Source organism: Microcoleus sp. BROC3, assembly GCF_036702515.1.
GTDB lineage: Bacteria > Cyanobacteriota > Cyanobacteriia > Cyanobacteriales > Microcoleaceae > Microcoleus.
The window spans coordinates 41,432-56,324 of sequence record NZ_JAUBTQ010000026.1 but is presented as its reverse complement, the minus strand read 5'-3'; the positions used below and the strand labels follow the sequence as shown (position 1 = coordinate 56,324).

Here is a 14,893-nt window from a genome sequence, read left to right as displayed (position 1 = left end):
TTTGTTTGTGTAGTAGCGGTTTCAACCGCCGAATAACTTATATGAATTTTACCACAAAGCCCAGTTACTATCAAGTCGGCGGCAGTCTCACCAATAACGCTCCCAATTATGTGAAGCGGCAAGCCGACGACGACCTTTATAACGGATTGAAAGCCGGGGAATTTTGCTATGTTTTGAATTCGCGCCAAATGGGCAAATCTAGCTTGCAGGTGCGGACAATTCAGCGGCTCAGAAATGAAGGAATTGCTTGTGCTGCGATCGACATTTCGGAAATTGGCAACCGCGGCGTCACTCCTGAACAGTGGTATGCTGGTTTGCTACGCATTCTCGAAAATAACTTTAACCTGTCGGATATTGTCAACGTGCGGACTTGGTGGCGCGATCGCAATTTTTTAACCCCGGTTCAAAGATTGAGCGAATTCATCGAAACCGTACTGTTACCCAACATTTCCAGCAATATTGTCATTTTTATTGACGAAATCGACAGTATTCTCGCCCTAGATTTTCCCGCCGACGATTTTTTAGCCTTAATTCGATCGTGCTACAACAAGCGCGCCAACAATTCAGAGTTCGATCGCCTAACTTGGGCTCTTTTAGGCGTAGCATCGCCGACGGATTTGTGCCGCGAGCAAAATGCCAGCAGCAATACCCCTTTTAATATTGGCAAGGCGATCGAATTAACTGGTTTTGACGAAACAGAAGCTCAACCGCTAGCAACGGGATTGGCAGAGCTGACAGACAGCCCTCATGAAGTTTTGAGAGAGGTTTTGTATTGGACGGGCGGGCAGCCTTTTTTGACTCAAAAGCTGTGCAAACTTCTGCTGGAAAATCCACAATTAATCCCGAATTTACCCCCCCCAGCCCCCCCTTGCCAAGGGGGGGAGAAAGATAAAATTAACACTTCTAAAGAGTGGGTGGAGAAAGTAGTGCGCTTGAAAATCGTGGAGAATTGGGAATCTCAGGATGTCCCAGAACATTTGTCCACAATTCGCGATCGGCTTTTCAAAGAAAATCACCGCATTGTGAGGAGACTCGGATTGTATCAGCAAATTTTAGAACAAGCTGAAATTGTCCCCGATGGTAGTGCCGAACAAATGGAATTGCGATTAGGCGGATTAATCGTTAAGCGCCGGGAAAAATTAACAATTTCTAATCCTATTTATCAAGCTGTATTTAACAAAGAGTTAATTGAAGAAAAATTAGAAAAACTCTCGCCTTACTCCGAAGCGATCAAAGTCTGGCTAAATTCTAGCTGTGAAGATGATTCCCAACTGTTGCGAGGGGCTGATTTGCAGTCAGCATTAGTTTGGGCGGCAGGAAAAAGTTTGAGAAACGAAGATTTTCAATTTTTGACTGCCAGCCAGAAAGTTATTTTGAGCGACCAAAATCAACTGCTGCGTTCAGCTACACTAGAAACAAAAAAAGCTGTGTGCGATGCCGAAAAAGCTTTGAGTGAAGCTGACTCTGCCAAACAAAAAGCCAAACAGTGGATCGGCATCGGTTCTGCGGTACTGGCAGCATCGTTACTGGCGGCGATCGGCTTTTCAACTCTTGCTTACCAGCGGTTTAAACTAGCACAAGCAAGTATTGAAATCGAACAAAATGGCAGCGATGCTTTATTGTTAGCGGTATCTCAAAAAACCGCAAACACCGAAGCTTTATCAGAAGCTTTACTGAGGGCGATCGCCTCTGGAGAAAAATTAAAAATTTTGGTTAAAAACAAACCACGCCTAGAACAATATCCCGCAACTATACCGCTGTTAGCCTTACAAGTAATTCTAGATCGAATTAGCGAAAAACAGCCGATAAACCACTCATCACTTTCACAAAGAAAGATGAATTGGCAAGCTCATACTGGTGCAGTTACCAGCGTCAATTTTAGTCCAAACAGAAAAATTTTAGTCACCGCAGGCATAGACGATAGAGTTCGGATTTGGAACTTAGTTGGCCAAAAAGTTATTGAATGGAAAGCTTTGCAGCAGTCAGTTAATATGGTAAACTTTAGCCCCAACGGTAATTTTTTGGCGACGGCAGGAAGAGACAGCACAGTTAAACTATGGAATTTATCAGGAAAAAACATTTCTACATTCAAAGAGATTCAAGGCTCAGTTACCAGCATTAGTTTTAGTCCCGAAGGAAAGTTATTGGCGGTCGCAGGAATAGACAGCAATGCTGCAATTTTGAATTTGTCAAAACTGTCCAAATCAATATCATCTAGCGTGAAACTCCCCGGTCACAACGGCTTAGTGAGAACCGTAACTTTTAGCCCAAGTGGCAATTTTATAACAACGTTAGATGGCAACTCTACAGTGCGAATTTGGAATTTGTCGGGACAACTGAAAAAAACCCTTCCCCTTCAGGCAATTGGGATCGGTTTCAGTCCGGATCAACACCAGCATCGCTTTGCTACAGTAACATTGAATGGCAAAGTCGGGCTGTGGAATCTGTCACGGAAAGAATTAGTTAATGAATTTCAAACATTGCATTTAGATGCGAAATCAATTAGTTTTAGTCCCGACGGAGAACGGCTTGCTACAGTCGGAATTGACAAGACAGTGCGGCTGTGGAATTTAGCAGGGCGGCAGGTTGCTCAATTTGAGTTTGAGGAGAATGTGGTTAGTGTCAGTTGGAGGCGAGACGGAAAGCAAATTGCTGTAGCTGGAAGCAACGGTACTGTCTGGCTGAGGCAGGTTGAAGGGTTAGAAGAATTGCTGAAGCAAAGCTGCAATTTTTTCACCACTCAACCGAAGTATTTTAGAAGAGTTTCAACTCTCTGCAAGTAGGGACACGGCAATGCCGTGTCCTCTCAATAATCTGCAAGTATGACACGGCAATGCCGTGTCCCTACCCCTAGCTAATAACTTATGACTATCAATTTACCTTAACCGGCGAAACACTTACATTAGGATTTTTGACTTTTCTTAAGAGTTCTTGTCGGGCTTGTTCGGGATTTTGCCCTTTGGGTACTTGATATAATAATCTACAGGAACCGTCTTGAGAATTAGCTGCACAAATAATTACTTGACCGCTGGGAGATGCACCTGATGTGATAATATTCTCCCAGTTGCCTTGCGGTTGCGAGTTGTTGAGAATTCCGGAGACTCGGGTGCAGCGAGTAATCGCGTCTTCTCCTGATTCATTGAAATAGTTATCAGCTAGCCACAGAATAACGGGAATATTTTTGCCTTGTTGGACAGCAATTGTAGCTGGGCGGCCGCCAGCAGCGCCGCAGAAGAATGAAGGCGTTTGGGCAAAGGCGGGACTGTTTCCTAAAATCGGAGCAACAAGGGCAATAATTGACGCGCTAAAAGCTGACTTTAAGAGCCGAAATTTCATGAGCAGTAATAAGCTTGTTCATTTAAGGTTACTAATAGTTTAAAAAGTTAGACTGTTTGTTGCCGGGAAGATTAGGCATTTAGGGAAAAAAATAAAATTAATTCTGCAAATTTTTGCCATCGCACACACTGGCCTCATCTAAGCCAAAACTCAGGGAAAAATACTCGCCGATCAACACGGAGGGCAGAAAATAGGTGCAGCCACAGGGGGCGCAGGCCCAAAGGAATAGGGTAAAGGTGCGGTTTTTCACCGTTTTTTGCTGAGCCTCGCTCTTCCTGAGGCCGTCCCACCTAAAGTAGAACCTGTGTTAACATCGGTAAAAATATTCTCTTTAATAATCAACAATGGGCAATGTTCTGGTGCTGAACGCCTCCTACGAACCCCTTAACATCACCAATTGGCGAAGGGCGGTAGTTTTGTTGCTGAAAGGAAAAGCAGAACAGGTAGAACACAACGGGAAATTTATTGCGCCAAACTTCCCGCTACCAACTGTGATCCGACTGCGGCATTACGTCCGAGTTCCCTATAAGGATATTCCGCTGACCCGCCGGAACATCTTGCACCGGGACGCTCACTCTTGTCAATACTGTAGTTATGCGGGGGACGATTTAACCCTCGATCATGTAATTCCCCGATCGCGCGGAGGAGGAGACAGTTGGGAAAACCTCGTCACCGCCTGCGTGCGCTGCAATGTCAATAAAGGCAGCCGCACGCCGAAAGAAGCGGGAATGCCGCTGCGCTATCCGCCTAGGAAACCTCACAGCGGTCTTTATTTTGAAGTCACTAAACACGTTAAGAGCGGTATGCACAAAGAATGGCAAAAATATGTAATAGGTCTTTAAAACCCCTGTCAGCGCAAGCGCGGGGGTTTTTTGCGGGAGTTATGAGTTCTGAGATTGCTTCGTTCCTGACAACGCACACTCTCTGCATGAATTAAAAAATTAAACAGATAATTTGCGTTCTTAAATCAGGTTTCTAGTAAAAAGTATGGGCTTTGACAACAAGGCATCTACAAAGAAACCGGGTTTAAGACCGAATGTCGCGCAAATCCTGAAAGAGTTAAATTGTTAATTTTCAACGATGAAAGACCATTCCCCTGCTAATTCCGATGAAACATCTGGCAACCGCGAAGGTGAACTTGAGCCTAGCAGCGAGGTTGTACCCGAAGTGAGTGCGCCGGGGAAACGGCGCAGCAAAGCCGAAGTTGCTTCCCAAGAGAATCGCGGCCGTCTCCGCGAGGAATTGCACGATCGCAAAGTCGAACAATTGCGCCAAATGTTCGATCGCCACAAAGGCACTCGCCAGTTAATATTACTGCAAGATTTTCCAGACCCCGACGCACTTTCAAGCGCTTGGACTTACAAATTAATTGCCGAACAGTACGATATCCAATGCGAGATTATCTACGCCGGTGCCCTCAGCCACCAAGAAAATATTGCCTTAGTTAAATTGACAGGGTTGCCGTTGCAGCGGTGGACGCTGGAAACAGTAAAAACTAAGGATTTGTCGGTGTTTCGGGGCTGCGCTTTCATCGACAACCAAGGGACTACTTGTAACTTAACCGAGTATATTTTAGCTGCCGGAGTTCCGATCGCCGCCGTCATCGACCACCACAATTTGCAGGGGGAAATGAACGCAGAATTTACCGATTTGCGCCCCCAAATCCGCGCTACAGCCACGATTTTTGCCGAGTATTTACAGGCAGGACTGCTAGCTCTCGACGGCAGCGTCAGCCTGCACATCAAGTGCGCTACAGCTTTGATGCACGGTTTGCGATCGGATACGAACGCCCTCAGACAAGCTCAGGAGGAGGACTTTTTAGCTGCGGCTTATTTGAGCCGGTTTTACGACCCGCAGTTGCTGAATGCGGTGTTGCAGTCGTCTCGTTCTAAGTGGGTGATGGACGCGATCGAGCGATCGCTCAAACACCGCACCGTCCAGAACAATTTTTCGATCGCCGGCATCGGCTACCTCCGCTATGACGATCGGGATTCTATTCCCCAAGCGGCGGATTTTTTAGTAACAGAGGAGAACGTACATACAGCCGTTGTTTACGCAATTGTTCACGACAAAGATGAGGAAATTGAATTAGTAATTGGGTCGCTGCGAACTACTAAACTCACTCTCGACCCCGACGAATTTATTAAAGAAGCTTTCGGTCAAGATGCTCAAGGACGCTTTTTTGGAGGTGGTAGAAGTCAAGCGGGAGGTTTTGAAATTCCCGTGGGATTTCTTTCCGGCGGGAATGAGAATAGCGATTATGCAAGGCTGAAATGGGAAGTATTTGATGCTCAAATTAAGCAAAAATTGCTGAATTTAATTAGTCCGACCGACAATCCGGTTTATCATAATTAGATTGACTAATTCTTCGCAAATAAATTGAATATTTGACAGGAGTTATATAGCTTTTAATGAAGTGAGGTTAGCTCCTTGGAGGCTTAAAGAAGTCGGGGAGCGAGGTATTTTGTTTTTTTAGGTAGTCTTACTTACCGAATCAGAACACCTCAGCTAACGGCTCAAGACTATATGAAAATCTTAAATACAGCAAAAACACCCTACCTAAAAGCCACAAAGTCATGTTCCTATTCAGTGGCTGCAAATAATAAATTACTGTACCGATCCCAAGCAGGTTAGACTGGTACAAAAAGGGTTGATAAAACGAAAGGAACATAAGGAACATGGAGATGTCTAAACCACAGGCTTTCTCTTGCTCGTCAGAGAAATTTACAGAAATTTTTTTCAAAATAGCACTTCAAATCAACAATTTCACGAATTGGGAGATGTTTTTGCAATGTGCGGTAGAAGAAACCCGGGTGTTGCTGCAAACCGATCGCGTGATTATTTATGGCTTCCTACCACAGGGAAATGGTGTAGTATTAGCTGAAGCCGTCGATCCCCTGTGGCCGCGAATCCAGGGACAAGTGATTGACGATCCTTGGTTTGAAGCAACCTGGATAGAGCGTTACAGCCAAGGAGAAACGAGTGCCATTTCAGATATTCACGCTGGTGATGTTCCAGCTTGTTATGTGGAATTTCTCGATCGCCTCCAGGTTCGGGCAAATTTAATCGTGCCAATCTTGTGCCAGAATAATTTGTGGGGATTGCTGATTGCCCATCAGTGTAGAAGCCCGCGGAAATGGCAATCCTCCGAAGTGAAATTATTGCAACAAATGGCACTGCAACTCGGCAGCGCGATCGTCGAGGAACGGGAACGGCATCAACAACTTCACAAATCAGAAATAAAGCTAAAACCCGGAACCGTTGAACTTCAACCAACAGAAACGGATATTATAGAGAAAAAGTCATTAGACATCAGTCTGCCAGAGAGTCAACAACAATATTCTAAAATTAATCATCTAGCAAATGAATCTGAGCGATTAGAATGTTTACGGCGCTACCAGATTTTGGATACTCCACCGGATGGAGCCTTCGATCGCATCACGGCAATTGCGGCGCGTTTTTTTCGAGTGCCCATCGCCGTTGTCACCTTGGTGGATCGCGATCGGATTTGGTTCAAATCTCGTTACGGGTTTGATGTCCAGCAAATAGATCGGGAACCCGGACTCTGTGCCTCCGCGATTTGGCAAGATGATGTGTACGAAATTAAGAATGCTCTTGAAGATCCGCGGACGATCGTAAATCCCCTAGTGTTGGGAGCATTTGGTTTGAGATTCTATGCAGCAGCACCGCTAAAAACCCATGATGGGTATAACTTGGGAACCCTTTGCATAATTGATAAGCATCCCCGTCACCTTTCAGCAGAAGAAAAAGCCACCTTACGCGATCTAGCCGCGATCGTTATGGATGAGATGGAACTGCGTCTATCTGCTCGCAAGCTGATCGAAAAAACTGAAGCACAGCGTGAGAGCGAAGAACGCTGGCAACTAGCACTACGAGGCAATAACGACGGCATCTGGGACTGGAATGTGAAAACCAACGAAGTTTTCTTTTCCAGTCGATGGAAAGAGATGTTGGGATTTGAAGAACACGAAATTTCTAACCATCTGGATGAATGGTCAAAACGCTTACACCCCGATGACCTCGATTTGGTAACGCAACTAATTCTTGACCATTTTGCCAAGAAAACACCGTTTTACACCTCAGAGCATCGGGTTCTGTGCAAAGACGGCAGCTATAAGTGGATTCTCGATCGCGGTCAAGCCCTTTGGGATAAAGGAGGCAATGTCATTCGGATGTCAGGCTCTCACACCGATATTAGTGAGCGAAAACAGGCGGAGTTTGACCGAAGAGAATTGATGATTGCCTTAGAAAATGCAGTTTCTGGTATTTCTCAACTGGATACTCAAGGACGATATATATTTGTCAATCAATCCTATGCAAATACAGTTGGATATCAACCAGAAGAAATGATCGGAATGTTCTGGAACAAAACTGTACATCCCGATGATTTAGAAAAGTTAATTGCGGCTTATCAACAAATGCAGCAAGACGGCAAAGTAGAGGTTGAAGCCAGAGGGATTCGCAGAGACGGCTCTAGCTTTTACAAACAAGTGGTGATGATCTCAATTCACGACGATCGACAGCAGTTCATCGGACATCACTGCTTTATGAAGGATATCAGCGATCGCAAGCAAGCAGAAACATCATTACAGCAAGAGTTCCAGCGTCTGGGCATGGTGATTGCTACCCAACAGGAAATCGCCATCCGCAATCCCAATCTTGATGCAGTCATGGCGGTGATTGCAGACAGGACTCAAGATTTGACCCGCGCCGACGGATCGGTGATTGAAATGGTTGAAGGGGATGAATTGGTGTATCGGGCTGCCAGCGGTATCGCCAGCGCCTATGTTGGATTGCGGGTCAAAGTAGCGACAAGTTTATCGGGACAATGTATTACGACCGGCTCCATCCTGCTTTGCGACGATACAGAAACCGATCCACGGGTGGATCTGGCTGCCTGTCAGCGCATTGGCATCCGGTCAATGGTGGCTGTTCCGTTGTTTTATCAACAAGAACGGGTTGGTGTCTTAAAAGTTGTTTCAGCGACACCCTCTAGCTTTACAGAGTCAGACATCCAGACTTTACAACTGATGGCTGGGTTTTTGGCTGGTAGCGTGCATCTGGCTTCAGAGTTTGATGCCAAAAACATTCTCCTGAGTCAATTACGGGAAAGTGAGGAACGGTATCGTTCTGTGATTGCGACCATGACAGAAGGCGTCGTACTTCAGCTAGCAGACGGAGAAATTATTGCCTGTAATGCCAGTGCCGAAAGGATTATCGGGCTGACTCCCGAACAAATGATGGGGCGTACATCCGTAGATTTAGACTGGCGAACTGTTCGGGAAGATGGCTCTCCCTTCCCCGGCGAACAGCATCCGGCAATGATCACCCTAAAAACGGAAAAACCGCTATCAAATGTGGTGATGGGCATTCACAAGGCTGATGGAACACTGACTTGGATTTCGATTAATTCGCAACCGCTGTTCCAGAGGAATGAGTGTCACCCGTATGCAGTAGTGACGACTTTTGCTGATATTACAGAACGGAAGCAGGCAGATGAGATAGTCAGAAATCAGGCTCAGGGAGACAGATTAATGGCAGCGACAGATGGGTTAACACAAGTAGCAAACCGTCGCTGCTTTGATGAGCGATTGCAGTCGGAATGGCACCGACTGATGCAGGCAAAACAACAGCTTTCGTTGATTATGTTGGATGTAGATTATTTCAAGCGATATAACGATTGCTACGGACATCTTGCTGGGGATACTTGTTTGGTGAAAGTCGCCAAAGCCGCAGCAGCCGCAGTTAAACGTTCCGCCGATTTGTTTGTGCGCTACGGGGGCGAAGAATTTGCTGCTATCCTGCCGAATACGGATGCTGCAGGGGCGATCGCGGTTGCTGAGTCGATGCGACAGGCAATCCGAGATTTGGCAATCCCTCATCAGCAATCTGATGTGAGCTCGATCGTGACCGTTAGCATGGGAATTGCTAGCATGGTTCCCCGCAGGGGACAATCGCCGGATGAACTGATAGCCGCATCCGATCGAGCATTGTACGATGCGAAACGACAAGGGCGCGATCGCTACGCCTCTAGCGCCAACCAGATGAGGGCGGCAGATTTCAATACAGTTGTAGAATAGGCAAAAGATGTCGATCGCGCCAAACTTCACCCATAAGTTCGTAGGCGTAAGCCGGGGCGCAGCCATCGCACAGCTATCAAAAGGACAGCGACATTGCACTTATATCTGATCCGTCACGGTATCGCGGCCGCACCCGAAGAATACGATACAGACTCAGAACGCCCGCTGACTAAAGAGGGTGCGAGCAAAACCCGGAAAATCGCCCAGCGGCTGTACGAACTCGAAATTCAGTTTGACCTGATTCTCACCAGTCCCCTACTGCGGGCGCAGCAAACCGCCCAAATCCTGCAAACAGTCGGTTTGAGTTCCAAAATAGAAGAATCCCGCGCCCTCGCACCTTCAGGAGACATCGGGAACTGGCTGAAGTGGTACAAGCAGTGGCAGGAAACAGGCAGCAGCAACTTGGCCCTGGTGGGCCACCAACCAGACTTGGGGAACTGGGCAGAAACTTTGCTTTGGGGTCGATCGCAAGACGCCCTGATTCTCAAAAAAGCAGGTATCATCGGCTTAATCCTCCCCGAAACAGGCTCCCCGGTAGGCCGCAGCCAAATGTTCTGGCTGACTCCACCCAAGTTTTTGCTTCCCTAGAAACAGCGAACCGCGACATTAACAGGACGCGCCAGCACTCTTAAACCCGGATTCAAAGGACGCAGAAACTGGGTTTGAGGGGCGAAAATACTCATGGGTGCGATCGGGATCTCAGTTGAAAAACCCGGTTTCTGAACCCCAATTAAATGATTATTTGTCAATACTGTGACACTATCTTGGTTTCTGGTAATGTACTTTTAGTAGATTGAACTCACACAAAACGGTATCGCAATGGTCGTCGGCGAATTCAAACCAGGTTTAGAAGGTGTTCCCGCCACCTTGTCCAGCATTAGCTACGTCGATGGACAAAAAGGGTTGCTGGAATATCGCGGGATTAGCATCGAGGAACTGGCACTGAAAAGTTCCTTTGTTGAAACTTCATATTTATTAATCTGGGGGGTACTTCCGACAAAGGAAGAACTAGCAGCTTTCGAGCATGAAATTCGCTATCACCGCCGGATCAAATATCGCATCCGGGACATGATGAAATGCTTTCCCGAAAGAGGACATCCAATGGACGCCCTGCAAGCTTCAGCGGCGGCCCTGGGCTTGTTCTACTCGCGCCGAGCTCTCCCCAACCAGGCATACATTCGAGAAGCTGTAGTGCGGCTGCTAGCCAAAATTCCGACAATGGTGGCCGCGTTCCAGCAAATGCGACGGGGAAATGACCCGGTGCGGCCGAGGGATGACTTGAACTACTCGGCTAACTTTCTTTATATGCTCAACGAGCAAGAACCCGATCCGCTGTTAGCTAGCATTTTTGACACTTGTCTGACTCTCCACGCCGAACATACAATTAATGCCTCTACATTTTCGGCAATGGTAACAGCTTCGACGCTGACAGACCCTTACGGGGTGATTGCTTCAGCAGTTGGCACTTTGGCGGGGCCGCTGCACGGGGGAGCTAATGAAGAAGTGATTGATATGTTGCAGGAAATTGGTTCGGTAGAAAACGTGCGGCCTTTTGTCGAGAAGTGCGTTGCCAACAAGGACAAAATTATGGGATTCGGTCACCGAGTTTACAAGGTGAAAGATCCGAGAGCAACTATTCTTCAGAGGTTAGCGGAACAGTTGTTTGAGAACTTCGGCCACGATGATTATTACGACATTGCTATCAAGTTGGAAGAAGTGGTTGAGGAGAACTTGGGTCACAAAGGAATTTATGCAAATGTAGATTTCTATTCTGGTCTGGTTTACCGAAAAATGGGAATTCCTATCGACTTGTTTACGCCGGTTTTTGCGATCGCCCGCGTTGCCGGTTGGCTGGCCCACTGGAAGGAACAGCTAGAGGCAAACCGCATTTACCGCCCGACTCAAATATATACGGGGACTCACGGTGCTCCTTATATCGCGATCGAGGACAGACACCCTCCTAAGGCATAATTATCAACCCAGATTGGTCAAGGGGGAGAGGAATTGTTTTACCAAGTGAAGTGTTGAATTCAAAACTCTTTAACTCAAAATTCACAACTCAAAATTTCTCTGTCTGTCTGGCATAAAGCTGCCGTGGTGGGTTGTACCCCTCTTGTATGTTGTGCTGTTGGTTGGCGACAATAGTAAGAAGTGACGATTTTCAGGAACTCCGGTCCTCAGGCTTGCGGGTCTGAGGTTTTTTATTGCACAAAGTTGCAGCCGATGTTGGGGCGGGTTCACGGAAATGTGTAAAAAAGCGCGAAAGAACCAGTAAACTCGCCCCAGCCACGCTCTGATTTACGAATAGTTTTCTAGAGGGTGCGATCGCACACATCGTTTAATGGTTTATTACCCTCAGTATTCTACAGCAATGCCTTTTTCTATTTTTAACTCTCTACATTCCAATCTGCACCCCCCGGCAACTGCGACAAATATTCATCGATCGCATCCTCGAATTCACCTCTACAATAAGTGTAGGTCAGGGACAGTAGCCCAGTTGCGATCGCCATAATTTGCTCTCTGTCCGCTCTTTGATTGAGTTGAGCGCGGCTTAACTTTCCTTCCAACACTTCCCTGCTAGCCTCACGAATTGCGGCTTCTAGTTCATCTTCTATAAAAGGCTCCCACTCCGCAGCATTGATGTAGTAAGATGTTTTATTATCTTTGAGATTGAGCTTTTTAATACCTCGGACAGAATTAGCAATAGCAGCAGCCCAAGAATTTGTCAAACGCTGTTCAACTTGGTTTTTAATTAGGTGGATGACTAGAATTAATAAAAAAGATCCTATATTCCGCAGAGTTGCTTGTTTGCTGATGCCCTCTAATTCATCGACAATTGCTAGAGCATCTTCATTTCTGCCTTCCAAAATACAATTTCTCAGGTCTATTAATTCCTGTACCATTGTTGTTTGCCTCAACATTTATAGGAATTTCGTACTCTAAATCAGGGTTGTAGCCTAGTCTCGATCCCCCTAAATCCCCCTTAAAAAGGGGAGTAGGGGTTGACTTTGAGTGCTTCCAGTCCCCCCCTTATTAAGGGGGGTTAGGGGGGATCTCCGGGTCAAGAAAACACGCCCTAGGGGAGATTTCCGGGTCAAGAAAACACACCCTACGCGCTACATCTAAACAGATTGAGTTACATGATGGCGGCTGGTCAATTTATCCAATTGATTCACCAACAAACTCAGGAACAATCCCACATCGGTAACAACTCCTGTAGATTCGATCGAACCCCGATCGCTCAATTTAGTCACCACCGCCGGATTAATGTCCACACAGACCATCTTCACACCCGCCGGCGTCATATTTCCCACACCAATTGAGTGCAGCATAGACGACAGCATTAACACCATATCCGCACCTCGTAACAGCTCAGTATATTCTTCTTGAGCTTTAACTAAATCCATTTGCGTGTCGGGAAGCGGCCCGTCATCGCGGATCGAACCTGCTAGGGAAAACGGGATATTATGCTTCACGCACTCGTACATGACACCGTTAGTAACCAGCCCGGCTTCCACAGCTTTTGCAATACTCCCGTAACGGCGCACGCTGTTAATTATTTTCAAGTGATGGCGGTGTCCGCCGCGCACAGCTACGCCGCGTTTCATGTCAACTCCTAAAGAAGTTCCCATGCTCGATTGTTCCATGTCGTGAACTGCGATCGCATTTCCGCCCAACAACGCTTGTACGTAACCTTCACGAATTAAGTGCGCTAAATGTTCGCCGCCGCCCGTGTGGATAACAACAGGCCCTGCGGTAACTACAACTTTACCTCCCCGATCGCGAATTTGGCGCAATTCCCAGGCTACTTGTTCCACCACCAATTCTACGCGGCGCTCGCTAGAAACGCTGCCGGACATAAAGCTAAATTCCTGAGAATTGCGCTGTTCCCGCGATTCTGTTTTGCGGATGGTGCGGATGCCGACCACATCAACAACTACTTTTTCTCCTACTTTTAAATCGCGCAATAATTTGCATTTAGCCACTGGGCCATCAGCAGTTTCAGTAATAGCAACAGCACCGTCCATCCGCTGATTTTGCGCTTTCACCCAATGACCGTTTACCCGCACTTCCGTGGGATAAATCGTACTCACATAAAAGTCGTCCGGGGCAACGCCATCTTGCACTACAGGCTCTAAAATAGCATCGCAAATCTCTTGCGGGGGGGGAACTGCACCCAAGTCAATCAGCAGTCCCATGATTTCTTCCATCACATCGTGGGAAGGAGCCGAAACTTTAACGTCTGCAGAAGATGTGCTTTGCCGCTGCTCTCCTAAATTGAAGTTGAGCACTTGGAAACTGCCGCCGTTTTCGATAATTAAGTCTAAAGCGCGACTGATTAAACCGGCATCGAGCAGGTGGCCTTCCATGCGAATTGTGCGGCTTTCTACCATCACGTTTGCCGATCGATCTTCTTGCACCGGTTCTGTGACCCGCAGGGTCAAGCACTTAGCCGCACCGCCAGCTTTCAGAAATTCGCTCAAGGGTGTTTCAATTACTTTGAAGCCAGCATTAGTGATGCGCGTTTTTAAGCTTTCGCTGACCTTGTTCATGACCACAATTTTGTCAATATTGACGGCATTGCAGGCAAAGTTGGCAGCATCTGGTTCTTCAATGGCAATCCGTTTTTCCGGCGCAACTCGCATTTCAATTAAGCGGTTTGAGTAGGAATCAAATGCTGCTGGATAGTAGAGCAAATAGCCGCCTGTCAGGGGACAAAAACAGGTGTCTAGGTGATAGAAACGTTCGTCAACTAAACGCAGCGAAAGCACTTCTATATTGAGCCATTTTGCTAGTAACGGGTGCGAGTCGAGCTCGGAACGAAAGCCGTATCCCGCCCACAACCAGCGGCCTTCGCGATCGAGCAAAGCATCGCCTGCACCCTCAAACGGCAAGTCTTTCGGCAGTTCGTGCACGGTGAAACCTTTGCTTTCAAACCATGCTTTGAAATAGGGTTCTTCGCCTTGGCGTTCTTTGTGATAGAAACGGCTGAGGACGAAAGTATTGCCTAAAAGCAAGCCTGCGTTGGCGGTGAAAACCATATCCGGCCAGCCTTTCTGGGGCGGTACGAGGTCTACCACGGCGTTGTCTTTGAGGACGTGGTAGAGTTTTTGCCACTGTTCGACGGCGCGATCGCGCGATGATTTGTGGACATTTCCCTCCATCCACGGATTAATTACGTAATCCACATCGTAGTGGTCGGGAGCACACATGAGGAAGCGAATTGAGTCAGTCATAATTCAGTTAAAATGTGGTAGACGCTACAGCAGACGTATGTTGACAGAGTTTGTATAATAGCAACTGTAATATCCACTACTAATTTTAGCAGCGGAACGTCTGGGGTTCAAAAGGGTAACTTGTTATTATATCACGGTTAGGATAAGGTTAAACTAAATCACAGATTTTTCGCAGGAAATACAGCAGAAAATGTCAGATTATGACGTACCCTACAATAG

9 protein-coding genes are annotated in these 14,893 nt (G+C 46.9%); 6 read left to right on the top strand and 3 right to left on the bottom strand.

Annotated elements, in window-relative coordinates:
• Nucleotides 1-41: 41 nt before the first annotated feature.
• Complete coding sequence (locus tag QUB30_RS17890) at nucleotides 42-2,783, top strand: AAA-like domain-containing protein (RefSeq protein ID WP_333335827.1); 2,742 nt, start codon at nucleotides 42-44, stop codon at nucleotides 2,781-2,783.
• Nucleotides 2,784-2,871: 88 nt separating this feature from the next.
• Here QUB30_RS17890 and QUB30_RS17885 read toward each other — a convergent pair whose 3' ends face one another.
• Nucleotides 2,872-3,336: a COP23 domain-containing protein gene (locus QUB30_RS17885; RefSeq protein ID WP_333335824.1), complete on the bottom strand. Its 465-nt coding sequence runs from the start codon at nucleotides 3,334-3,336 to the stop codon at nucleotides 2,872-2,874.
• Between the two features lie 344 nt (nucleotides 3,337-3,680).
• Here QUB30_RS17885 and QUB30_RS17880 point away from each other — a divergent pair, with 344 nt between their 5' ends.
• The 5 genes from QUB30_RS17880 to QUB30_RS17860 all read left to right on the top strand — a co-directional run bounded on the left by QUB30_RS17880 (nucleotide 3,681) and on the right by QUB30_RS17860 (nucleotide 11,408).
• Nucleotides 3,681-4,178, top strand: coding sequence for an HNH endonuclease (locus QUB30_RS17880; protein WP_333096229.1), 498 nt, complete (start codon nucleotides 3,681-3,683; stop codon nucleotides 4,176-4,178).
• 238 nt (nucleotides 4,179-4,416) lie between these two features.
• Nucleotides 4,417-5,691, top strand: coding sequence for a bifunctional oligoribonuclease/PAP phosphatase NrnA (locus QUB30_RS17875; protein ID WP_333335821.1), 1,275 nt, complete (start codon nucleotides 4,417-4,419; stop codon nucleotides 5,689-5,691).
• 329 nt (nucleotides 5,692-6,020) lie between these two features.
• On the top strand, nucleotides 6,021-9,437 hold the full coding sequence (locus tag QUB30_RS17870; protein WP_333335818.1) for a diguanylate cyclase domain-containing protein: 3,417 nt from the start codon (nucleotides 6,021-6,023) through the stop codon (nucleotides 9,435-9,437).
• 93 nt (nucleotides 9,438-9,530) lie between these two features.
• Nucleotides 9,531-10,025 (top strand): phosphohistidine phosphatase SixA, encoded by a 495-nt coding sequence (gene sixA, locus QUB30_RS17865; protein WP_333335815.1) that lies wholly within the window; start codon nucleotides 9,531-9,533, stop codon nucleotides 10,023-10,025.
• A 231-nt stretch (nucleotides 10,026-10,256) separates the two neighbouring features.
• Nucleotides 10,257-11,408 carry a citrate synthase gene (locus QUB30_RS17860; RefSeq protein WP_333335812.1) on the top strand — a complete coding sequence of 384 codons (1,152 nt, stop codon included), beginning with the start codon at nucleotides 10,257-10,259 and terminating at the stop codon, nucleotides 11,406-11,408.
• A gap of 416 nt (nucleotides 11,409-11,824) precedes the next feature.
• Here QUB30_RS17860 and QUB30_RS17855 read toward each other — a convergent pair whose 3' ends face one another.
• Entirely contained in the window at nucleotides 11,825-12,340 is a 516-nt protein-coding gene (locus QUB30_RS17855) for a DUF29 family protein (RefSeq protein ID WP_333335955.1), read from the bottom strand.
• Nucleotides 12,341-12,559: 219 nt separating this feature from the next.
• Nucleotides 12,560-14,674, bottom strand: a complete 2,115-nt coding sequence (gene argZ / locus QUB30_RS17850) for a bifunctional arginine dihydrolase/ornithine cyclodeaminase (RefSeq protein ID WP_333335809.1) — start codon at nucleotides 14,672-14,674, stop codon at nucleotides 12,560-12,562.
• Nucleotides 14,675-14,893: the final 219 nt, after the last annotated feature.

Bases quoted from the DNA above. Each gene is read 5' to 3' on its own strand.
- QUB30_RS17870 (WP_333335818.1), top strand. From the start codon at position 6,021: ATGTCTAAACCACAGGCTTTCTCTTGCTCGTCAGAGAAATTTACAGAA.
- argZ (WP_333335809.1), bottom strand. From the start codon at position 14,674: ATGACTGACTCAATTCGCTTCCTCATGTGTGCTCCCGACCACTACGAT.
- QUB30_RS17855 (WP_333335955.1), bottom strand. From the start codon at position 12,340: ATGGTACAGGAATTAATAGACCTGAGAAATTGTATTTTGGAAGGCAGA.
- QUB30_RS17890 (WP_333335827.1), top strand. From the start codon at position 42: ATGAATTTTACCACAAAGCCCAGTTACTATCAAGTCGGCGGCAGTCTC.
- QUB30_RS17880 (WP_333096229.1), top strand. From the start codon at position 3,681: ATGGGCAATGTTCTGGTGCTGAACGCCTCCTACGAACCCCTTAACATC.
- QUB30_RS17875 (WP_333335821.1), top strand. From the start codon at position 4,417: ATGAAAGACCATTCCCCTGCTAATTCCGATGAAACATCTGGCAACCGC.
- QUB30_RS17885 (WP_333335824.1), bottom strand. From the start codon at position 3,336: ATGAAATTTCGGCTCTTAAAGTCAGCTTTTAGCGCGTCAATTATTGCC.
- QUB30_RS17860 (WP_333335812.1), top strand. From the start codon at position 10,257: ATGGTCGTCGGCGAATTCAAACCAGGTTTAGAAGGTGTTCCCGCCACC.